At 63.1% G+C, this 21686-nt stretch carries 16 protein-coding genes and 1 tRNA gene; 9 read left to right on the top strand and 8 right to left on the bottom strand.

Annotated elements, in window-relative coordinates:
• Window positions 1–17: 17 nt before the first annotated feature.
• The 3 genes from JMV54_RS07095 to JMV54_RS07085 all read right to left on the bottom strand — a co-directional run bounded on the left by JMV54_RS07095 (window position 18) and on the right by JMV54_RS07085 (window position 5804).
• Window positions 18–2609, bottom strand: coding sequence for a DUF7937 domain-containing protein (locus tag JMV54_RS07095; protein ID WP_201518224.1), 2592 nt, complete (start codon window positions 2607–2609; stop codon window positions 18–20).
• Between the two features lie 117 nt (window positions 2610–2726).
• The gene (locus tag JMV54_RS07090; protein ID WP_230972855.1) at window positions 2727–4319 is read right to left on the bottom strand and encodes a DUF7059 domain-containing protein; all 1593 of its coding nucleotides are present in this window, start codon (window positions 4317–4319) and stop codon (window positions 2727–2729) included.
• A 426-nt stretch (window positions 4320–4745) separates the two neighbouring features.
• Entirely contained in the window at window positions 4746–5804 is a 1059-nt protein-coding gene (locus JMV54_RS07085) for an LLM class flavin-dependent oxidoreductase (RefSeq protein ID WP_230972854.1), read from the bottom strand.
• 67 nt (window positions 5805–5871) lie between these two features.
• Between JMV54_RS07085 and JMV54_RS07080 the strand changes: the two genes are divergently transcribed.
• Genes JMV54_RS07080 through JMV54_RS07070 form a run of 3 tightly spaced genes read left to right on the top strand, consistent with a single transcriptional unit; the run spans window position 5872 to window position 8479 of the window.
• Complete coding sequence (locus JMV54_RS07080; RefSeq protein ID WP_201518222.1) at window positions 5872–6942, top strand: trypsin-like serine peptidase; 1071 nt, start codon at window positions 5872–5874, stop codon at window positions 6940–6942.
• Window positions 6939–7868 carry a hypothetical protein gene (locus JMV54_RS07075; RefSeq protein WP_201518221.1) on the top strand — a complete coding sequence of 310 codons (930 nt, stop codon included), beginning with the start codon at window positions 6939–6941 and terminating at the stop codon, window positions 7866–7868. The genes JMV54_RS07080 and JMV54_RS07075 overlap by 4 nt, the downstream gene beginning before the upstream one ends.
• 20 nt (window positions 7869–7888) lie before the next feature.
• Window positions 7889–8479: a DUF4333 domain-containing protein gene (locus tag JMV54_RS07070; RefSeq protein WP_201518220.1), complete on the top strand. Its 591-nt coding sequence runs from the start codon at window positions 7889–7891 to the stop codon at window positions 8477–8479.
• A gap of 58 nt (window positions 8480–8537) precedes the next feature.
• Here JMV54_RS07070 and JMV54_RS07065 read toward each other — a convergent pair whose 3' ends face one another.
• The 4 genes from JMV54_RS07065 to JMV54_RS07050 all read right to left on the bottom strand — a co-directional run bounded on the left by JMV54_RS07065 (window position 8538) and on the right by JMV54_RS07050 (window position 11504).
• On the bottom strand, window positions 8538–9611 hold the full coding sequence (locus JMV54_RS07065; RefSeq protein WP_201518219.1) for a VIT1/CCC1 transporter family protein: 1074 nt from the start codon (window positions 9609–9611) through the stop codon (window positions 8538–8540).
• A gap of 33 nt (window positions 9612–9644) precedes the next feature.
• Window positions 9645–10298, bottom strand: a complete 654-nt coding sequence (locus JMV54_RS07060) for an NUDIX hydrolase (protein WP_201518218.1) — start codon at window positions 10296–10298, stop codon at window positions 9645–9647.
• 12 nt (window positions 10299–10310) lie between these two features.
• Window positions 10311–10916 carry a dCTP deaminase gene (gene dcd / locus JMV54_RS07055; RefSeq protein WP_201518217.1) on the bottom strand — a complete coding sequence of 202 codons (606 nt, stop codon included), beginning with the start codon at window positions 10914–10916 and terminating at the stop codon, window positions 10311–10313.
• 69 nt (window positions 10917–10985) lie between these two features.
• Window positions 10986–11504 (bottom strand): ferritin, encoded by a 519-nt coding sequence (locus JMV54_RS07050; RefSeq protein WP_201518216.1) that lies wholly within the window; start codon window positions 11502–11504, stop codon window positions 10986–10988.
• 330 nt (window positions 11505–11834) lie between these two features.
• Between JMV54_RS07050 and JMV54_RS07045 the strand changes: the two genes are divergently transcribed.
• The 4 genes from JMV54_RS07045 to JMV54_RS07030 all read left to right on the top strand — a co-directional run bounded on the left by JMV54_RS07045 (window position 11835) and on the right by JMV54_RS07030 (window position 14085).
• Window positions 11835–12371 carry a hypothetical protein gene (locus JMV54_RS07045; RefSeq protein ID WP_201518215.1) on the top strand — a complete coding sequence of 179 codons (537 nt, stop codon included), beginning with the start codon at window positions 11835–11837 and terminating at the stop codon, window positions 12369–12371.
• Window positions 12372–12538: 167 nt separating this feature from the next.
• A tRNA-Gly gene (locus JMV54_RS07040) sits at window positions 12539–12612 on the top strand.
• Window positions 12613–12882: 270 nt separating this feature from the next.
• Window positions 12883–13269 (top strand): BlaI/MecI/CopY family transcriptional regulator, encoded by a 387-nt coding sequence (locus JMV54_RS07035; RefSeq protein ID WP_201518214.1) that lies wholly within the window; start codon window positions 12883–12885, stop codon window positions 13267–13269.
• A gap of 3 nt (window positions 13270–13272) precedes the next feature.
• On the top strand, window positions 13273–14085 hold the full coding sequence (locus JMV54_RS07030; RefSeq protein WP_201518213.1) for a M56 family metallopeptidase: 813 nt from the start codon (window positions 13273–13275) through the stop codon (window positions 14083–14085).
• Between the two features lie 300 nt (window positions 14086–14385).
• Here the strand turns inward: JMV54_RS07030 and eccCa are convergent, their stop codons facing one another.
• The gene (gene eccCa, locus JMV54_RS07025; RefSeq protein ID WP_230972853.1) at window positions 14386–18405 is read right to left on the bottom strand and encodes a type VII secretion protein EccCa; all 4020 of its coding nucleotides are present in this window, start codon (window positions 18403–18405) and stop codon (window positions 14386–14388) included.
• Between the two features lie 162 nt (window positions 18406–18567).
• Between eccCa and JMV54_RS07020 the strand changes: the two genes are divergently transcribed.
• Window positions 18568–19875, top strand: a complete 1308-nt coding sequence (locus JMV54_RS07020; protein ID WP_201518212.1) for a ubiquitin family protein — start codon at window positions 18568–18570, stop codon at window positions 19873–19875.
• Window positions 19876–19932: 57 nt separating this feature from the next.
• Window positions 19933–21180, top strand: coding sequence for an FHA domain-containing protein (locus JMV54_RS07015; RefSeq protein ID WP_201518211.1), 1248 nt, complete (start codon window positions 19933–19935; stop codon window positions 21178–21180).
• Window positions 21181–21686 lie beyond the last annotated feature (506 nt).

The following is a 21686-nucleotide window of genomic DNA, read 5'->3' as shown; positions in this document are numbered from 1 at the left end:
CCGCGTGTTACCGGCTTTTATTGCTGGTTTTTACGAGCGTCGAGGTACTGCTTGACCGTCGGGTCACCGGTCTGCTCGAGCCAGGCGAGCAGTTCAGGCGAAGCCGAGGGAGCTGCAGCCAGGTAGGGCCACAGTTCACGGTGGTTTGCCATCGGGTGCAGCTCTGCCGCGGGCGTGTTCGGGTCGAGTGCGCGCCGAGCCATCGCGGCAAGATCAACATTGCCGTTCGACTGGGCAGCGGGCTGTGCCTCGGCTTCCGGCTGTGCAGCCGAAGTCACCGATTCGGATGCAGCGGGCTCTGGCCGCTGCGAAGCATCCTGTTCTGCGGCGCTACCGCCGGCGGCCGGCTGCTGAGCTTCGCTATCGCTCGGGCTAGCACCTTGTTCAGCGGGCTGCTGTTCGGCAGGCTGCTGATCGCCCGGGTTCGACTGGGTGTAGCCAGTCGACTGCTGGGTCGAGTCGCCGTTGCCGTACTGGCTGTCCTGGCCGTACTGGTGCTGCTGGTTCTGCTGGCCCGCATCCTGCTGACCATACTGCTGCGAGCTCTGCTGACCCCAGCCCTGCTGATCAGCCGCCTGCTGACCGTACTGGTTCTGCTGCTGACCGAAGTTAGCCTGCGCAGACTGGTGCTGCTGGCCGTACTGCTGAGCCGCATCCTGCTGGCCGTGCTGGTTCTGCTGGGCCGCATCCTGCTGACCGTACTGCTGCGAGCTCTGCTGGCCCCAACCCTGCTGATCGGCCGCCTGCTGGCCCTGCTGGCCGTAGCCCGGCTGCTGACCGTACTGGCTCTGCTGACCGTACTGGTTCTGCTGATCGGGCGCGCCGTACTGCTGCGAGTTTGACTGGCCCCAGTTCTGCTGGCCGGAAGCCGACTGGCCCTGCTGGCCATAGTCCTGCTGCTGACCAAACTGGTTCTGCTGGTGGCCATAGTCACCCTGCCCGTACTGGCCCTGCTGCTGGCCGAACTGACCGGGCTGACCCTGCTGGCCGAAGTTGCCCTGACCGAACTGGCCCTGCTGCTGACCACCGGCGTTCTGCAGCTGCAGTGCCAGGCCACGCGACTGGAAGAACTCCTTCATCTGCGGCTGGAAAAACACACCAGCCAGCACCACCAGCGGCAGCAGCACGAGTGCTGCGAGCAGGTGCACCGGAGCCGCTGCAGGGGTACCGAACATCAGCCCCTGGAAGTCGTGAAGCTGGATGGTACCGATAATGACCGCCACCAGACCGAGCACGGCGGTGGCGCCGAGCACAATGAGCAGCATCATCTGCTTGGTGCTTTCACGGCGCTGCCCCAGCAAAATGTTGCCGAACACTGCAGCACCACCCGCGAGCAACGCGAATACCAGCAGCACAATCATGAGCGCCGGCTCGTTAGCGCCCGAAGTCAAAAAGCCGACTGCCGAGAGCAACACCGACGCGGCCACACCGGCACCGGCGAGCAGCGCGAGGCTAGCACCCGAGAACCAGCGAGCGGTCTGGTCCATCGGTTTACGAGTGGCGATGGTCGCGGGACTAATCGCAATTGCACCAGCAACCGCGGCCATAGTGAGCGAGTAGCCCGAGTTCAGCACCGAATCAATACCGTCGGACGAGAACAGCAGACCGAAGGTACCGTCGAGCAGCAGTGCCACACCGGCAGCTGCACCGACCGAGAGCATGGCGAGACGACCGGCTTCGGATCCCATCACCATCAGAATCAGCGGGAACCCGACAACAGCCACCACCAGCACCACGCCGGCAATCAGGTTGAAAAGCAAGTAGCCGGTAGCGCTATCGGCGTAAGGGGTGGTGGCGTTCATCAGGATGACATTCACCACGATGCTCAGTAGAACACCCAGGCCGGTCACAGCCACTACGGCATAAGTGCCAATTTTGTTCACCAGGCGGTGCAGGCTTGCCGCCGGCGACTGAATACCACCCAGCGCAAGCATTTCGTAGTCACGCGACTGGATGATGAGCGCACTACCGGCCAAACCGATCGCCATACCCGCACCGATACCCAGTTGGCCCGGGCCAGCGCTGTTGCCGCCGCTAACAATAAACGCGGTGACGATTTCAAGAATCATGTAAACAAGCGCCGCGATGATGAACGGCGCCTGCGAGGCCAGTCGAATCAGATGCGCAAGCTTCGGCGCCACCGGCACCATGCCGAAACGCACGAGCATCATGAAACCGCCACCGGCCGCTGCCACAATCGCGGTGAGCACACCGGCGATCGAAGTGGCCGTGAGCACCACGCCATAGCGGCTCGCACTGACGTTCCACACCATGACGAGCGCGATCAGCAGTAGCGCCGGACCGCCAATGTCACGCACCCAGTCAAGCCAGGTTGCACCCTGCATCGGCTGCGCCGGCGGGCGCTGCGGCGCCTGCTGACCGTACTGCTGCTGACCATACTGCTGCTGACCATACTGCTGCTGACCATACTGCTGCTGACCGTACTGCTGCTGGTCAGGGCCCGCCTGCTGCGGCTGCTGGCCGTAGCCGGGGTACTGGCCGTCGCCACCGCCCTGGCCCGCAAATTGCGGCTGCTGGCCGTAGCCAGGCTGCGGCTGTTGACCATAGGGCGGCTGGCCCTGCTGGTAATTCGGGAAATCATTTGACACGGCTGAGTCTCCTTCGCGCTATTGGCAGCCCTGTTGAGGGAGTCAGTTGGAGCCTACCGGTTGGGATATAAACAAACCGAAACTCAGCCGAGATTTACAACGATGGATGCATCCCAATTACCAATACAGCGGGGTGAGGAACCCAAACGCCACCAGCTCGCGGATATTGCCATCCAGCTGATCGCGCAGCTGCGCATCCGAGATCTCAAGCAGCCCCGACAGCGCAGCAACAATCTGTGCACCGGTCAATTCGCCGTCACACACCGAAACAAACGCGGCCAGTTCGGTTGACAGCGGATAGGTGCGCCGAAATGATCCGCCCTGCCGCAGCAACATGGCATTGGGATGCTCAGAATCGGGCAGGCGGTGCCGTTCTTCGGTCACATCGGCCGCCACCACAAAAGTTTCGTCAAACAGGTCCTGTTGATCGCGCTGCCGCAACCAATCATCGGCAGTGAACGCCACCCGCACGCTCGGGCCAAGCGGCTGCGCCAGCTGATGTTCAAGCGTCTCAAAGCGGCGCACCGGCTCGGTAACCGCCGCGTCCGGTCGATGCAGCATGAGCATCCCCATCCCCACCGATTCAACCTCGCGCGCCGCAAAATCATCGAGGTAGCGCAAAAACTGCTCGCGCCACGATTTCAATTCGCGATTTTCTTGCGCATCCTTGAGCCACATATCGGCATACTCAATGCCGGTGGCGCGCTCACGCTGCACCACCCAGCAGTCGATATCGGCGGGCAGCCAACTCTCGATCCGCGAATGCCAGGTGTCATCACCGCGATGAATTTCCCAATTGCCGAGCATCACCGCAATACCGCCCGGGCGCAGTTGCGCGCCGAGACCACGCATCAACTCTTCAACGAGCCGGTCGCCGGGACGGCCACCATCGCGATAGGTGTACTGGTCGTGATGCTGTTCGCCATCGGTGCGCGGCGTGATGACAAACGGCGGATTCGACACCACCAGGTCAAAAGTTTCACCCTTTACCGGCTCAAGCAGGTCGCCGATGCGCAGCTCTACCCGATCTTCGAGCCGCTCGGGGTCAATGCCGAGCGTGTGCGCATTGAACAGCAGATTGAACCGCGCGAACGCAATCGCGCGTTCGGAAATATCGGTGGCCACGACACGGCGGGCGTGACCCAGCAGGTGGAGGGTCTGCACGCCCATCCCCACGCCAAGATCCAGCGCTTTTTCGACCGGCTCTCGCGGTGTGATCTGTGCCAGGTTCGTGGTTGCGGGGCCGATACCAACAACATGGTCGCGACGCAGGGCCCGGTCGGCAGCAATCTGCAGGCCGCCCAGATCAGATGCAACCCACAGGTTGATATCGCCTTCGGTGCCCGCAACCGCGTAGGGGCGAATATCAATGCGCGCCCGCACCCGGCCGTCGGCTGCGGGTTCAAGCAGCCCGGCCGCGAGCTGATCTGCAGCAGCCGGCATCTGGTCGGCTGGCACCGACTGCGCCAGCAGATAAACGCGGATCAGCGCCGCGAGCGCATCCGCCGGGCCGCGATCAACCGCGACTTCGGCGGGCACCAGCAGGTCGCGGTGGAGTGCCGCGGTGGGTTCTTCGCCGAGACGCTCACGCACCCCGTCGACGGTGTATCCCGCCTCTTGCAGCGCGCTGTGGATGCGGGCCAGCCGGTCGAGGTCGCTGGCGTCGGGAGCGTCGTTGGGATCGTCAAACATGTTGGTTGTTTCGGTCACCCTGCCATTCTGGCAGCCCGCCGCATCCCGCTCACCTGGTCCTGCCAGGCCGAGATGCGCTGCCAGGCCAAGCCCTTCCCCGCCGTGCCTTGCCCGGTCGCACCCCGCCACCTTGAAGATTTTTGTTTCCTGGCTGCATCCGCCTTGCTGAAAATTGTTTCCTGACTGCATCCCGTGTCTGAAAATTGTTTCCTGGCTGCAGATCGGCCGGATGCACGCCAATTTCAGCCAAAAACAGCCAAAAATCAGCAGGATGCAGCCAGGAAACAAAAATCAGGAAACAAAATTTTGAGGCCAGGAAACAAAAATCTGCACGGCACTGCACGCTGCGGCAGCACAGCAGGGATGCAGTGCAGGACCCGGTCAGCGGCGCGGCAGGCGTGCGGCGCAGCAGGGATGCAGCGCGGGCGGCAGGCCGCAGCCTGGCTACTGCTGCAGCGGCGCGAGCGCCGACAGGGTTTCGAGCCGGTCGACAAGCGAGTAGGCGTTAATCGCCAGCAGCAGCTCATCCGCACCGGTGCGCTCAACGAGTTCGTCGAGCCCGCGGCGCACAGTTTCGGCGGTGCCGACATACTGGTTCCCCTTCGAGCGCTGCCACAGCTCGGTGTGCTCGACCTCGGTGGCAAACTCGGCAGCGGCCTCAGGCGAAAGCAGCTTGTCAAGCTTGCCGGCAAGCAGTTGAAAACGAGACACCCGCTGGGTCATGTCGAGACGCTGCGCCTCAGCTTCAGTGCCCGCAACCACCACCGATGCACTCACCATGAACTGCGGCTGCTCGTACCGTGCCGAGGCACGGAAATGCCGGCGGTAGTGGTTGGCGGCACTCATCGCATCCCCTCCCATATTGAAATGGTTGGCGTACGCATACGGCAGCCCCATCATCCCGGCCAGCTCCGCCGAATAGAGGCTCGAACCGAGCAGCCAAAACTCAGGCGCGTGGGGAATATCGGCAGCCGCGCGCAAGCGGTGGCGTGAGTTCGCCGTCACCGTGCTGTTAGCCGGGTCGAGATAGTGCATGATTTCGACCACATCGCTCGGGTAGCGCTCCACGGCCTCCTGCGAAGTGTCACGGCGAAGCGCAGCCGCGGTAACCGGGTCGGTGCCGGGCGCGCGCCCCAAGCCCAGATCAATTCGGTCGGGATACATCGCCTCAAGCAGCGCGAATTGCTCAGCCACCACAAACGGGGCATGGTTCGGCAACATCACCCCACCCGAGCCGAGGCGGATGCGCTCGGTATCGGCACCGAGCCAGGCAAGCGTCACCGCGGGCGAGGTTGAGGCAATCGCCCGTGTGTTGTGGTGTTCGGCAACCCAGTACCGGTGATATCCCAGCCGATCAGCGGCAAGTACCAGTTCACGCGCGTCGCGTAGCGCGTCGTGCGGGGTTTGGTCTTGTGTCAGCGGGATGAGGTCAAGCAGTGAGATTCGAGGCATGCTTGAGAGCACATCACGAATTGCTGATTGCATCTCGAGATCGATGCGCAACCTAACGCGCCTACGATGGAGTAGTGAAGCGGGGATACCGCCCCGTGAATAGGTTTTCGGAGGATGTATGGGCGCTCGCCACCTGCGCACCGCGCTTGCCGCCGTAGCTTCGCTCGTGGCCCTAACCCTTACCGGCTGCTCCACCAGTTTTTCGGTGCAGGCCTCACCGGGTGGCTATCAGCCGTTCTTGCCGGTGCCGAAGAGCACCGATTCGGGTCTGCGTGAAGAGTTCAAACTGTCGCCACAGGAATCGCACGAGTTTTGGAGCGACCCGAACAAGCTTCGCGATGCCGAGGGGATGGACTTCCAGGCTCCCGATAACGGTTTGCCTTCGGGCCCCGGCGATCCGGCAACCGGTGCGAGCCGTGCCGCGACCTCGCCGATGCCAGCCTCACCGAAGGGACTGGGAGTGATTTCGGATGCAGAAATTTACGACCGCGCGGGGCTCGGTGCGAGTGCTTTCGGGCGCCTCTACTTTTCGTTTGACGGTGTCGGCCTGAACGTCTGCTCTGCCACCGTCGTGAACTCTGACTCGGGCGACATCGTCGTCACCGCCGCGCACTGTGTGGTGTCGACCGACGGCAAGGGCACGCTCGCCGAGTCAATGATTTTTGTGCCCGGAGATCGCAATAACGCTCAGGAAGCTCCCTACGGCAAGTGGGCCGCAGTGAGTGTCTCGGTGCCGCAGGAGTTTGTCGACAAGGCAATCACCGACGATAGCGGCGTGCTGACTTCAGAAGAGGGCTGGAACTACGACTTCGCGTTCCTCAAAATGGAGAAACAGGATGGCCGCTCAATCCAAGAAGTGACCGGTGCGCAGGGCATCGCCTTCGGCATCCCCACCGACACCCTGACGCAGGTGGGATACCCGTCGGCACCCCCATTTGACGGGCTCGATGAGTACGTCTGCGCTTCGACCGATTACGCGTCGAACTGGCAGGGCGGTTATGCGCACACCTGCGATATGACGCAGGGGTCATCGGGTGGCGGTTGGCTCACCAAGTACGATGCCGAATCGGGCACGGGCTATGTGGTGGGCGTCACCTCAACCGTGACGCTCAACAACTCCACCGCTAATGCTTCGGTGCTGGGGCAGACCGCATTGAATCTCTACCGCGACCTGGATGGCCAATCATGATGCGCGCATCCTGGCGTCGCGGCACCGTGACCGCGCTCAGTTCGGTACTGGCCGCATCCCTCTTGACTGGTTGCACCCCGGAATTTGAAATCAAACCGTGGGCGGTAGCTGATCACGACGAAAAGGTCGCCTATCACGCGGATGCAGGTGAAAAGCTCCTCAACCTGGATGCCACCGCCAGCCTCACCAAGATTGAATCGTTCCAGGCCACCGGCTACATGCATCTCGAATCTGATTCGAATGGTTCGGCACACTTCGAATACGTCACCTCGGTTGAGGGCGAAAGCTATGTTTCGCGTCGCGTTTCGTCGATCGAGGGCGACTCGTTCGACCAGTCGCATCAGGCCGGATCGGCGTACACCTACTTCTTGCTTGGCGACCGCTACAAAAAACAGGTTTCCGAGGGTAAAACCTGGGTGCAGCTGCCGATGGGTGATCTCGACCGGATGCGCAATCCAGAGTCGAATTGCACGCTCTACTCGGTGGCCTATATGTGTTACCTGGTTGATGCGTGGAACAACACCAGAGAGCAAGACGAAAACGTTCCGGTGCAGCTGTCACGCAGCGCCAGCGGCGATCAGCACTTCACCACAGCGGTGAGCTATCAGTCGCTGTCAGATGTGGGGCTGATTCCCGCCGACGGAAAGTTCGACGGCTTTCTCACCGACACGGCCCGCGCCAAAAAACTGCCGCTGCACCTGTGGGTGAATGGTGATGGCGCCGTCACCAAAATCGAAGTGAACGGCACGCTCACCGGCGATGACGATCACTCCCTGCGACTGCAGATCGGTTTCGAGATGACCGCAACGGCGCCCTCGGGCTCGATGAAGCCGGTGACCGACGATGCCATCCCCGGCAATGATGTACTGCGAATTACCAATCGGCAGCAGCTCGATGACTTCCTGCGCCGGCTCAACTCGATGTGATGGTTTGAGAGGAAAAACCGATGACCACTCCCCCAAATCAGCCGCAGGACCCGCGCTTTGGGCAACGCCCCCCGCAGCAGCCGCAGGGCAACGCATCCCCGCAGTCGTACGGCGGCACACACCAACCGGCGCCGCGCTGGCAGCCGGTGCCCAAGGCATCGTCGAACACTCCCCCCGCCGCCCCCGCACCGCTGAGTTCGTACACCACCGGCCAGGCGAACTACGGCACCCCCGCCCCGATGAAATGGGAAGAACCCAAAAACCGTGGTCGCCGCAAGAATCACAAGCCCGGACGCGGCGCCCGCCGTACCGTCGCGGTGCTCTCGCTGCTGCTGCCGTTGGGCATCGTCGGTGGCGCCGCAGCCGGTTTTTTCTTCGCCAACCAGGTGTTCAGCTACAACGAAAACAAGCTCGAATCAGAGGTCGCGAATGTGTTGCGTGATGATTTCGGGCTCACCGATGTTGACCGCGTGAACTGCCCGGCCTGGGTGAAGGTGGAGCAGGGCAATTCATTCCAGTGCGAGTTTGAATACAACGAGGGCACCCAAACCGTGACCGTCACGCAATCGTCCCAGTCTGGGCAGCTCATCGTCGGCGCACCGGAACACTAGCGGCCGGCTCACCGGCACGCTCAGTTAGCTGGCGCGGCCAGCTAACCGGGAAGCTCTGTTAGCCGGCAACTACACCGCCGAACGCCAGCCCCAGCAGGTACGTGACCGCGGCTGCGCCATATCCGATCAGCAGCTGCCGAAGCGCCCGTTTCCAGGGCGAGGCCCCCGACAGCACGCCCACCACACCGCCGGTGAGTAGCAACGCTGCGCCCACGACAACCGCAGCCACCAGCACCGCCGGCACCCCGTGCATCCCGAACAACCATGGCAGCACCGGGATGATGGCGCCGGCTGCGAAAAACAGGAAACTCGAGATCGCGGCGCCCCACGGCGTACCAATCTCCTCATGCGTGTCGGTGTGCTCGCTCAGTCGCTCAGCCGCATCCAGGCGAGCGAACATGTTTTTGGCGCGTGCGGCCGCTTCCTCACGGCTCATACCGCGAGCGCGATACACGAGCTCGAGTTCGTTGGCATCCACATCCAGCAGCGGAATCTGGTCGGCCGTGCCGGCACGAGGGGCGGATGCGGCCAGCAGTTCGCGCTGTGACGAAACCGACACGAATTCACCGGCACCCATCGAAAGCGCGCCAGCCAGCAATCCCGCGATACCGGTTGCCAGCACGAGTGGCGCCGGGGCGCCCGTCGCACCAATACCGAGCACCAGCGCCAGGTTTGACACCAGGCCGTCGTTGAGCCCGAATACTGCGGCGCGGAAGGTACCGCTCATCCGGGCCCGTGACCGGGTAGCGAGCGAGCGCACCACCTCTTCATGGATGCGTTCGTCTGCCGCCATCTGCGCGGTGGCGTCGGGGTCGGCTGAATAGGGTGAGCGCGCCTCGGCGTTCTGCATCAGCGCGAGTGTGAACACCGACCCAAACCGGCGGCTAAAGCGGGCAAATAGGCGGGTTGCCAGGTCTGCTTTTGGTGGCCGCGGTTTGGTTGCGTGTTCGCCGAGTAGCGCCATCCAATGCGCTTCGTGTCGGCCCTCGGCTTCTGCCAGCTCGAGCAAAATTTCGCGTTCTTCGCCGGTGCGTCGCTCGGCGAGCGCGCGATACGTGGCGGCCTCAGCGCGTTCGTTGGCGAGGTACCGGCGCCAGCACCGAATCTGCTGGGGTGAGGGGGCGGTCGACATGCGAACCTTTCACGAGGGCGGTCAACAACCTCTCTAGCCTAGGCCCTGCACTGGTGGTCGAACCGGAATTATTTTGTCGCCATCGCGCAGCTCACACAGCGGATCAGATGCGATCGCCGCCCGGATTGCATCCCGATGCACCTGACGCATCGGCGGCAGCAAATTGCTCGGCCACCAGCGCACCTGTCGCGATTCGTCATCCCCCACCCCGGCGATGCCGCCAAGATAGCGGCACCGAAACACCAGGCCGGTGTACTGCGCGATATCGCCGTTGGCGTGTGTGACCTGATCGGTGACGTGCACCTGCGCGAGCCGCTCAATTTTTGCATCCACGCGGGTTTCTTCGAAGGTTTCACGAACGGCCGCGGTCGCCGGATGCTCGCCGGGATCGACCACTCCGGTCACGGGCGCCCACAGACCGTCGTCGGCGCGCTGCACCAGCAGCACGTCTTCGGTGCCGTCACCCGCCGACCACCGCTGCCGGTCGACGGCTCGCAATCCCCGACCGACGCGCGGCGCCTGTGCGGCGTTCACTGTGCCGGTTGATCGTTCGGCGGTTTCAGCATCGGCGAGCGTTGCGGCATCTTTTGCATGGGGACGCAGCACCACTGCCGTGCAACCGATCAGCCACAGTGGTGCGTGGCCGATTTTGGCGCGCAGCTCAACAATGAATTCGGGGATGGGCATGGTGGCGAGCTACTAGGCGCCGCGGGCACCATCGGTGCGCTGCGAAACATCGACGGTGCTGAAATTTTGAAACGATCGGGATGCGGTCGGGCCACGCTGGCCAAAATACCGCGACTGGTACTGCTTTGATCCGTACGGCACTTCGGCATCCGACGAGAGCTGGAAAAAGCACAGCTGCCCGATCTTCATACCGGGCCACAGTTTGATCGGTAGCGTTGCCACGTTCGAAAGTTCGAGGGTCACGTGCCCCTGAAAACCGGGGTCGATGAAGCCGGCCGTTGAGTGTGTCAGCAGACCGAGCCGCCCCAGCGATGATTTTCCTTCGAGGCGCGCGGCGATACCGTTGCCGAGCGTGACCTGCTCGTAGGTGGCGGCGAGCACGAATTCGCCCGGATGCAGGATGAATGCCTCGTCGGGCGCGGTTTCGATGAGATGCGTGAGTTCAGGTTGTTCTTGCGACGGGTCGATCGACGGATACCGATGGTTGTCGAACAGTCGGAAGTATCGGTCGAGCCGAACGTCGACGCTCGCGGGCTGCACCATTTGTGGGTCCCACGGGTCGAGCACGATGGTGCCGGCATCGATGCCGGCGCGGATGTCACGGTCGCTGAGCAGCATAACGCCAGCGTAGTCACATCCGTGCCGGGATGCGCGAGCTATTCAGTTCTTATTCGGTCTCGGCGGGGACTATTCGGCTTCTGCGAGATTGGTGCCGCCCGGGCGCGAGCCAAGTTCTTGGTCGAGTTTGAGCAGGCCCGCGCCGTCGTCGCCGATGAGTTTCACGCGGCCGATGATTTCGCTGACGCTGGCCTCTTCTTCAAGCTGTTCGTCAATGAACCAGTGCAGTAGCGGCAGCGAATCGATATCGCCCTCGGCAGTGGCGATGCGGTAGAGGTCGCGGATGGCGTCCGAGACGCGCTTTTCCTGCGCGAGTGACGCCTCGAATGCTTCGAGCACCGTTTCGGCTTGCTCGGTCATCGCGTCAATTTGTTCGAGCTGGGGTCGACCGCCGCGGTCGAGCAGGTGCTGCGCAAATTTGGCTGCGTGCACGCGCTCTTCCTCCGCTTGGGCTCGGAACCAGCTGGCAATCCCCGGAAGATCCAGCGCTTCCATGTCGTACGAGAGCTGCTCATAGGCGAGTGCGGAATGCTGCTCGAGAGTGATCTGGGTGTTGATTGCGGATGCGAGCTTGCCTTTAATTTCCATGGTTGCAAGCTATTTCTTTGAGTTGTGAATCCGCTGAGTGTCCCGGTATCCGTCTGTAGTTGCATCCGGGTCGTTGCGTTTTGATCACAAGTTTTCGGGTCTTGCGCTCTCTACCTGGATCGGTAGCGTGGGCCGCGCAATTGATGCAAGCACGTCCCCAGGGAGATGTTAATCATGCGAACCCTCACAACTAAAGGCGCAGCCACAGCCTTCGGCCTGCTATGCGTTTCAGGACTTGCGCTGACCGGCTGCAGCAGTGACGCTGACGCTCAGAACACCGACCCGCAGACGGTCCCCTCTCAAGGTCAAACCGCCGACGCGGTGAACACCATGGAATCTGGTAGCGAAAATGGCTCGTCGGCCGTGAACCTGCCCGAATGCGATGCGATGAACGCATCGGCTCAGCAAGAGCACGAGGATTTTGGTCCCGACCAATTCACGTATGAGGCCGGCGAAGTCGAGCTACCGGAACTGTCGGAGCGAGTGTCGACCGACACGATGGAACCGCTCAACAAATACCAGCCCTTTTACAACAAGGCGAGCTCATCCCGCATCTGCTTCTGGCCCGTCAATTTTGAGGGCCACGTCGTAGAGAACGTTTCGGAAGTTGATGCGCGGGTGCGCGACGAAGCGATCGACCAGATGCGTAAAGACGAGCTGGCTGAGTCGAAGCTCGGCAATGTAACCGTGTTCCGCGAACTCGTGGTACCCGAAGATAGCAAGTCGGACACCAAGACCCACGTGTACTACATGTTCGTCGACGATGTGTGGATCACCGTTATTAACCACGGCGGTGGCGGCGAGTACAACTTCTCGGCACTCGACGGTGTTGTTGCTGCAAACCCTGAACTCGTTCAGCTGCCATAGCGGCGGTTGTTTGTCCGGCTGGGCCCCGCGGCCTCCGGTGCCAAGCGCGCCGGGGTGACCTCGGGGCCCGGTGCTGTGCATCCGGCATGGCACGGCAGCGGCGGTAGCGCGCCGGGATGCCGGTGAGGCCCGGTGCTATACTTGCCTTTTGCTGCGATGCAGCGTTCGGGGCTGTAGTTCAATGGCAGAACTTCTGCTTCCCAAGCAGACGGCGCGGGTTCGATTCCCGTCAGCCCCTCCACTCTTCGCACACGGCACGCTGCCGTCTCGCGAACACCGCCCCTCGCGCACCCGCGGGGTCACTTTCCGCACCGCACTCCCTGCATCGCCCCGCACTGCACTTCCGGCATCACCCCGCACTGCACACTCGGGATTCGTGTGTGTTCGCGTTAATTGTGCGTGCTCTGCCACATACAAATGACACGAAGGCACACAGAAGGCAAATATAGGCGCGGATGCGGCGGGGCGCTCTACATCATGTAGAGTCGTTGTAGATCTTTTGGGAGGCATCATGGCTGGCGACCGCACCCGCGAACGCGGTGAACTCGAGGGCGAGGTCATGCAGATTCTCTGGGCCACCGACGAACCAATCAGCGCCCGCGATATCCAAGACCGCTTCAGCGGCCACACCCCCGCCTACACGACGCTCATGACCGCGCTCGACCGACTCGAACGCAAGGGACAGGTGCAGCGGCAGGCCGAGTCACCCCGAAAAGTGCGTTTCACCCCCACCCACAGCGCGGGTGAACACGCCGGCGAGCGGATGCTCACCGCACTCAACAACACCGGCGACCGCGAAGCCGCGCTGCTGCAATTCGCGGGAAATCTCGATGACGCCGATATCGACCTGCTGATGACCGCTTTCAACCAGTCGACCCGAAAGCGCAAGCGCCGCTAACCAATGATTCCCGCAGCGATTTCGCTCGCATTCGCACTCGTCTGCATCCTGGCAGTGCCCCCATTGCTGAGTCGCGCAACCTGGACGGTCCACCGTCCGAAACTCGCGCTCTCAATGTGGTTCGCCACGTTTTTCACCGGTTGCGCACTCGTGCTCAACGCACTGTTCGCGCTCATCCTGCCAAGCCTCGACACCGCAAACATGTCGACGGTAACCGAGTCGCTCATCCTCACCGGGGCAGCGTGGGGCGCCCTGGCAATTGTCGGCGGCGCGATCGCGATCGTCGCGCAGATCGACGAGCCGCTCCAGCGCGCCCAAGACCGCGAGCGCATCGCGCTGGCCCGCACCGCGCTCGAGCTTGAGGAGCGCCGCGGGTTCACCCTGGCACGAATCGCCAGCGACTCGCCTTTTGCCTGCGCAGTTCCGGGCCGGGGCGCCCAAATCATGTATTCGACGGCCCTCGAAGCGCTGCTCAGCCCGGCCGAACTACAGGCGGTGGTCGCGCACGAATACGCGCACCTGCGCGGTTCGCATCCACGCCTGATGCGAATCGCTTCGGTGTCAGCACGCTTGCTTCCGAATTGGTTGCCCGCCGGCCGCGAGTTTAAACGCGCCACCGCGCTGTTGATTGAGCTGATCGCCGACGATACGGCCGGCAAGCAGGCCGGCGCCGCGAATCTCGCCAATGCGCTCGTCAAAATGGGGAATGCGACCGGGGATGCGTCACTTGAGGCGCGCGCCATGCGGCTGACGCTGCGCATCTGGCCAATGGGCCGTAAGCGGCACCTACCCGACCCCATCCGACTACAGCAATAGCAGGCGGCCGCCCTCGGAAAAGCACCCGGGGCCGACGATCTGGCGCTGCTGCCGCTCGATCAATCGGCCCCCTACGGCGTTGCATCCGGTAGTTATCGACTCTGGTAGCGGCGGGCTCCACTTCGCCGCCACCACGGTCTGCTGCAACCGCGGTGCTGCAATTTCAACGGGTCACTCAGCCATTGATTTTGCAGCGATCGGCAACTACTACATGCGGTAGTAGATTAACGGCACGGATGCATCCTGGTCAACGACAAGATGTAGACCTCCAGCAAATTGCCAGGCGAACGGCGCCGCACATCACTCATCGGCCAGCTGTGGCTCGACATACGCCACCTGAATCAACTGCCGACCGTTTGCCCGCGAGATCAGCTGGCCGCGACCCGCTGGCCCGGGCTGGAACTTAATCTTGCCGATAACCGGCCCCTCCTCGGGGCTACCGGGCAGCAGCAGCCCGGTGGCGCCCAGGTCGGTGAGCGCGCGAATCGCGGGATCGAACAGCGCCCGCGAAACACCACCCGAGCGGCGCGTAATGAATAGGTGCAGACCCACATCCCGCGCCTGCGGCAACAATTCAACGATCGGCGCCAGCGGATTACCCTGCGAAGTGTTCACGAGGTCGAGGTCATCAACCATGATGTAAAACTCCGGTCCCTGCCACCATGACCGGTCACGCAGCTGCTGCGGCGTCACATCCTTACCCGGCAGTCGCTGCTTCAGCAGCCCGGCAATTTCGGCCATCGCGGCGGTGGTCACCTGGTGGTTCGTGTAGTAGCCGGCGAGATACACATCCGGGATCTCCTGCAACATACTGCGACGGAAATCGACCAGGAAAAACTGCGCCTGTGGCGGCCGGTTCAGGCGCATCACCTCGTGCGCAATCAATCGCAGCACGCCCGTCTTACCCGTCTGCGAATCACCAAAGACAAACAGATGCGGCGAAGCTACCGGGTCAAAACCAATCGGTTCGAGGCGGGCCTCGTCAATGCCGAGCAGCACCCCGCCGGCAACCTCCGGTTTCGCCGCGGCACGCACCCGCTCAAGCGGCAGCAATTCGGGCAGCATCTTGAGCTTCGGACCCGGCTCACCCTGCCAAGCTGAACCGATCGCGTTCCAGGCATGGGCGACGCCATCGGCGAGAGTTTCGGTCTCATTTTTGCCATCGATACGCGGTAGGCCAGCCAACACGTGATGCTCCGAGGGAGCCAAACCGCGGCCCGGAGTCCCCTCGGGCACCAGTGCCGCCTTTTTGGCGTTGATGGTCGAGTCGCGCACCTCACCAAGCCGCAGCTCAAACACCGAACCGAACGCGCCCTGCAGCGCCTGACGCATATCGGCCTGCCGAGCCGTGGCAACCACCAGGTGCACACCCAGTGCCAGCGCGCGACCGGCAAGGTCTTGGATAGTGCGGTCGAGGTCGACAAAATCGGCCTTCATGTTGTTCCAGCCGTCAATCACCAGGAAAACATCGCCATAACCGTCGTCGTAACGGCCCGCATCCCGACCGCGCCGATAGGTGCCGATCGAATCAATACCGTGCTCGCGGAAATACGCCTCACGGTCGGCCATAATCGCCGTGATCTCGGCAATGACGCGCGCCACCACATCGGGACGGTCGCGGCTTCCCACCGCGGCCACATGCGGTGCGTTGCGGAAACCGGCAAAGGTACCGCCACCAAAATCAAGGATGTAAAACTGTGCCTCTCGCGGCGTATTGACGAGCGACAGCGCCATCACGAGCGTACGCAGCACCGTCGACTTACCCGACTGGGCGCCACCGTAAACCACGACGTTACCGGCACCGCCGGTGAGCTCGAGCACCATGTGTTCACGGCGCTGTTCACGCGGCACATCCTTAATGCCGATGGGCACGGTGAGCCGACCCTTCGCCCGCCAGCTGGGCGAATGCAGCCCGTAATCACGGTTGATCGCCAGGTCACCAAAGAGCTGATCGAGCGTGTCGGGAAGATCAAGCGGCGGCAGCCACACCTGATGCGCCTTCGGCTGCATCGGGAGCAGTTTTTGGATGGCAATATCGGCAATCGACATCCCCTCCCAGCGCTCGTCGCCCTCTTTCACCACGGTCTCGGGCTCGGCAGGTTCGAGGGTTGCCGGGTCGGGTTCACGTTCCAGCACCGGCGCCGCCGTAAATGGCAGGATGCGCGCCGCACTCGAGCGTTTCGGGGCGGCGGTTACCGATTCAGCGCGGCGCGGTTTCGGCGGCGCACCCACATAGGATGCACGGAATTGCGTCATTCCCTCACCGGCGGTTTTCAAAAACCCGACACCGGGCACCGCCGGGAGCTCGTATGCATCCGGTGTACCGATCACCGCACGCGAGTCTTGCGCCGAGAAGGTGCGCAAACCCACCCGGTATGACAAGTGCGATTCCAAACCGCGCAGCTTCGATTCCTCCAGTCGCTGGGTTGCCAGCAGCAGGTGGATCTCGAGCGAACGACCCAGTCGACCAATTGCCACAAAGGTGTCAATAAAGGCCGGTTTGGCACTCAACAGCTCAGAAAATTCATCCAGGATGATGAACAGTGCCGGCATCGGCGGATAGTTGTGCTTCCCCTCGCGGCGTGCCTGCTCGTACTCCCGCACGTTTGGATAGTTACCGGCCGCGCGCAACACCTCCTGCCGGCGCACCATCTCACCGTGCAGGGCCTCCTCCATGCGGTCAACCAGCGACAGCTCGCTCTCGAGGTTCGTGATCGTGGCCGACACGTGCGGCATCTCAGCCATCCCGGCAAATGTCGCGCCACCCTTGAAGTCGACCAGCACGAAGTTGAGCTGTTCGGGGCTGTGGGTGAGCGCCATCGCCGCAACGATGGTGCGCAACACCTCCGATTTACCCGAACCGGTCGCACCAATCAGCAGACCGTGCGGCCCCATACCCTGCTGCGCGTTCTCTTTAATGTCGAGCTTCACGGGCACACCCTCGGGCGTCACCCCGAACGGTACATTGAGCCGGTCACGCCCCTGGCGCATGACAATGTCAACATTCGGGTCAAAGTCGCGAATATCGCCCAGGTGCAAGAGTTCGAGAAGGTCGCGCTGACGAGTCGGGTCGCTGGTACCCCGCGGCGCGGCCGACTCGGCCAGCTCGTCAGCACCCGCCCCGCCGTAGCGAGCGAGCCTGCGCGCAACCGTCAACGCCAGCGCCCGAGACATCGCATCGGCGGTGAGCGTATTCGAACCATCCGCCAGCGTCGCAACCGTCAGCTCGCGAGTGCCGTCAGTGCGCGGCGTCACCACCAAACGCAGCGTCGTGTAGTCATCGAGCTTGCCCCACTCCTCGAGCAACTCGACCACGCAAATCCCCTGGCGCAGCAGCGCATCCCGTTCGTGAATCGAAAGCTGCACGCCATCAACAATGATGACCACCTGCGGCAACGCCACATCCGTCGCGCCACCGGGAACCATCCGTGCCCGTTCAAAAATGTCGTCGGGCAGCAGATCACGCACCTCGGCAAACGAGCCACCCATCATGCGCATCCCGCCCAGCGCATCCGTCTGCTGACTGCGAACGTGCGGCAGCCACTTGAGCCAGTCCCACTCTTGCAGGCCATCCTCATCGGCGATCAGCGCCACCTGAAGCAGTTCCGGACTCACCAGGGTGGCCAGCGAAGTAACCATCGAGCGCGCCAAATCACGAGCGTGCTCACGCTGCCCGGCCACCTCAATACGACCGTAGTGGGCGACACTCAACCCCACCGGCAGATCGTCAATGTGATCAAAAGTCGACACAAAACGCGTCACCGCCGAAAGACAAACCGGATCGGAGGTCGAAAGCGGCGACAGCTCCGGCTCACGCAGATCGAGCACGAGCCGCTGCGTCGAGGTGCCGATGCGGGCAGTAAACGTGTCGGCCACGGGCTCAGACCGCTCCCAGAGCCGCTCGCGCTGCTGCACAATCATCGGCAGCGCTTCAGGATTCGGCAGATTCCAGGTAGCGAAGGCCCGCTGATCGACCACCGCGCGGCGCACATCCCTGCGCAAGTCTCCCAAATAGGCCAGATATTCCCGCCGCTGATTGGTCACCTTTGTGCGGTGCTGCGAAATCTGACGCGCAACAGTGAACGCCACCATCGCGATCATCAACACCACCATCGTGCCGCCCATCAACAGCATGCGCGGATTCGCGTTGGCCGAAAAGGCCATGAACACCATGATGCCCATCGACCCAAACATCGGCACGACCATCGCCAAAATATTGCCGGGGCCAGCCCCCTCAACAACATCGGGCGGCGGCTGAATCGTAATGGTTCCCTTCGGAAGCCTCGGCCGCTCGACATTGCCTGATCGTGGAGTCGGCACTCGCACCCCCGGGAGTTGACTTAAGTTGGCCTGATCGCCGTTTTGCTGCCCTAGACTATAGCCCGTCAAAGCGGCGGGCAGATTGCCTGAACCGCAAGGTGTAACCCGCTGCGACCGCTAAAAATCCGTTCGAATCCGCCGGGCCGAAACGAGGTGCAGGGCGTGCCCGATAGCCAGACCACCGCAACTCTGTACCGGGGCGACCAGGTGCTCGATATTGCGGTGCCCGCACGCTCAACCGTCGCCGGTGTGCTCGCACAGGTGAGCACCGCATCCGACCCCGTGGATGCATTCGACGAACTTGGCCGCAAACTCGCCGAAACCGAGGTGTTCGGCACCACTATCCCTGCCGGCGCAACCATCTTCTTGCGCAGCAAACATGAGGCCAGCTCGGCCGAACGCACCGGCGCCGCGAAGGTCGCCGAACAGGTGGAGCAGCGTACTTCGCTGGCACCGCTAGCTGCGATCTGCATCCTGGCCGCCCTGAGCCCAATCATCAGCCTGCTGCTGAGCGATAACTGGCCACTACGGATCACCCTCGCCGCAATACTCGCCGCGGCCGCAGTATCGCTACTGTGGCGACTCACCACACAGCCAATCTGGCACGGCCTAGTTGCCCCGGTCACCGCCGCAGCCACCGCAGCCGCGCTGGTGCCGCATCCCACCATCGCCGCCGGCTGGTCGTACGCGCTTGTTTTTACCTGGGCCGGCGCGCTCGCGGCCATGCTGGTGCCAACACTGCACCGGCACGAACACTACGAGTCGGCAGTCCGGCTGTGGTTCATCCCCGCCGTCGGGCTCTCGATTATCAGCATCGCGCAAACCGATAACGCAGTTGCTGCCCCGCTGGGGGTGGCCGCGGCCGTGGCGATGCTCGGCCTCGCACCGTCGCTTTCGGTGCGGGTTCCCGACGAACAACTCATCGACATGCCCGCGGTAATGAGCACCGCTCCCTCGGTGCACGCACCCGAGACACACTCGCCATCCCGCATCACCTCGGCGCGCGTACGTCACACGCTGCGGCTGGCGAGCGGCCTCCACACCGTCGCCATCAGCACCGCCTGCATCGTGCTCATCGCCTCGGCGCCGGGTGTGATGGCCTACATCGGTGAGCCAACCATCGAGGGTTGGGCCGCGCTCGCGCTGGTCTGCATCGCCTTCGCGCACTTTTTGCTGCAGCCGCGCGATTCACGCACCGCCTTTGCGCGCTGGACCCCGCGCATGGTCGTGGTGGCGCTGCTGTGCAGCTTTCTTTTGCTGCGGCCGCCGGGCGATGAGCTGGTGTGGATCACCGGCGCGGCACTGGGCGCTGCAGGCTGCTGCGCGGTGGGAATTTGGATCAAAAAAGGCATGTATGCGCCGCTCATTACCCGCATGGCGGATGTGTTTGAGCGGGTGGCGCTCGGGCTGGCAATACCCGCCGCCATCGTCACCTGCGGCCTTTTTAGTGCGATTCGAGCCTCGGTATGATGCCCGCCGGAACGGTCGCATTTTTTGCGCCATACGAATACGAGAGGACCAGCCACCGTGGCAACACCGTCTGCTGATGCGCTCGAAACAACCGGGTCGGCACAGCGCCCATCGGGCCGCAGGCCTTGGCTGGGGATGCTCGTCGACCTCGTTTTTATTGGCGCAGCGGCAGGATGCTGCTGGTGGCTCAGCCGCGAATCGTGGCCGCTCACCATCATCGTCGGTGGGCAGCTGCTCGTGGTGTGGTGGTTCATCTGGCGCATTACTGGCGCTACCCCGGGCACCTGGATTTTGACATCGGTGTTCGGGATTGGCAGCACCCGTGACTCGAATGCGAGGCAGACGAGCGCGGAAGTACAGCAGGCGATCGAAGACCACGGGTTCGGCGCGTATCAATCGGTTCAGCCGTGGCATGAGACCGGCGCTGCCCAGCCGACACCGGCATCCCGGGATGCGGCCGGGGTGCGGCCGGATATTCCTGCGGGGGCTGCGGATGCGGTGCCCGCTGAGCGCGCCCGCGCCGGTATGGGTGCCGGCACTGGTGTTGGTGCCCGCGCCGGTGTCGTTGGGCCGGGAATTGCCGGCCCGGCCCCGGATGCATCCGTAGCTTCCCGGCCCACCGCTGCGGCGCAATCATCCGCGCGGCCAGTTGCTGCTCGTCCAGCATCCCCGCCGGTTGCTCAGCCAACATCCTCGACACAAGTTGCTCGGTCGGCATCAGCGCCGCCGGTGACCGAGGTGCCGCAGCGCCCGCAATCACGGCACGCATATCCGGTAGCACACCAGCCGGCACCGGTGCTGCCACCGAGTTCAATGCATCCCGGACCGGCGCTACCAAAGGGCCCGGTGCATCCCGGCCCGTCAGTCCAAGTTCCGGCCGCTCACGATCCGTCGCCAACCGCGTTTCAGCATCCCGAGCCAGAGTCTGTGCCCGAGTCCGAGCCCGAGTCGATCGATGACACGCACATCGCCGAAAAGGCTGAGGTGCCCGCTGCGCCGACGCAGCTGCTACTGCCGGATGGCCGTCGCGAGCAACTGGCAGGCCGGATGCTCGTGGGACGCAAGCCGTCACTCGATAACGGTGAGCAGGCCGTGACGATCGCGGATGAGCAACGTTCAATCTCGCGCACGCACTTTGCTATTGATGTGATTGAGCGCGCGGTGTTGCTCACAGATCTCGGGTCGGCGAACGGCACTCGCCTGCACCGAGACGGGCATGAGCTGACGCTGAGTGCCGATTCGCCGGTCGCGCTGCTGCCGGGCGATGAGATCCGCATCGGCCGCTTCACGCTCGAGCTGCGCTAGCCGCGCTGCCTCGGCGCTGCCCTGCGCTGCCCCTGCGCTGTCCCTGCGCTGTCCCTGCCTCCCGACAACCCACGGCCCCCGCGCCACCCCCGCGACAGGAAATGACCCTGTTAGTCACCAACTGACCCTCCTACAACAGGGTCACTTAACAGTTACAGGGTCATTTGGTGTTGAGATGGGCGTGGAGAGCCGGGGTGTGGGCGCTCGGCGCGGCAGAGATAGCTACAGGGTCACTTAGCAGTCGGAGTGAGCGACGAAGGCGAGCCACTACATCACGAGACGAGCGTGCCTCACACACGCGACCGCGGTTCGCACCCACCGCCCTCCATTTTGTCTTCACGCATCACACCCCCGCCACTCTCCCTCTGCACTGCCCCGCCACCGCGCTGCCCCGCCTCCCGACGCGAAGTGACCCTGTTAGCCACCAACTGACCCTCCTACAGCAGGGTCAGTTAACAGTTACAGGGTCACTTGCTGTGGAAAGGGGTGGGTGCAGGGAGGTGGGG

Source organism: Gulosibacter hominis, assembly GCF_904842695.1.
Taxonomy (GTDB): Bacteria; Actinomycetota; Actinomycetes; order Actinomycetales; family Microbacteriaceae; genus Gulosibacter; species Gulosibacter hominis.
Note: the sequence above shows the minus strand (reverse complement) of the source record. Positions and strands in the feature narration are given on the sequence as shown.

Coding starts and splice junctions, on each gene's coding strand:
- JMV54_RS07080 (WP_201518222.1), top strand. CDS start 5,872: ATGGGCGCTCGCCACCTGCGCACCGCGCTTGCCGCCGTAGCTTCGCTC.
- JMV54_RS07075 (WP_201518221.1), top strand. CDS start 6,939: ATGATGCGCGCATCCTGGCGTCGCGGCACCGTGACCGCGCTCAGTTCG.
- JMV54_RS07070 (WP_201518220.1), top strand. CDS start 7,889: ATGACCACTCCCCCAAATCAGCCGCAGGACCCGCGCTTTGGGCAACGC.
- JMV54_RS07065 (WP_201518219.1), bottom strand. CDS start 9,611: ATGTCGACCGCCCCCTCACCCCAGCAGATTCGGTGCTGGCGCCGGTAC.
- JMV54_RS07060 (WP_201518218.1), bottom strand. CDS start 10,298: ATGCCCATCCCCGAATTCATTGTTGAGCTGCGCGCCAAAATCGGCCAC.
- dcd (WP_201518217.1), bottom strand. CDS start 10,916: ATGCTGCTCAGCGACCGTGACATCCGCGCCGGCATCGATGCCGGCACC.
- JMV54_RS07050 (WP_201518216.1), bottom strand. CDS start 11,504: ATGGAAATTAAAGGCAAGCTCGCATCCGCAATCAACACCCAGATCACT.
- JMV54_RS07045 (WP_201518215.1), top strand. CDS start 11,835: ATGGAATCTGGTAGCGAAAATGGCTCGTCGGCCGTGAACCTGCCCGAA.
- JMV54_RS07035 (WP_201518214.1), top strand. CDS start 12,883: ATGGCTGGCGACCGCACCCGCGAACGCGGTGAACTCGAGGGCGAGGTC.
- JMV54_RS07030 (WP_201518213.1), top strand. CDS start 13,273: ATGATTCCCGCAGCGATTTCGCTCGCATTCGCACTCGTCTGCATCCTG.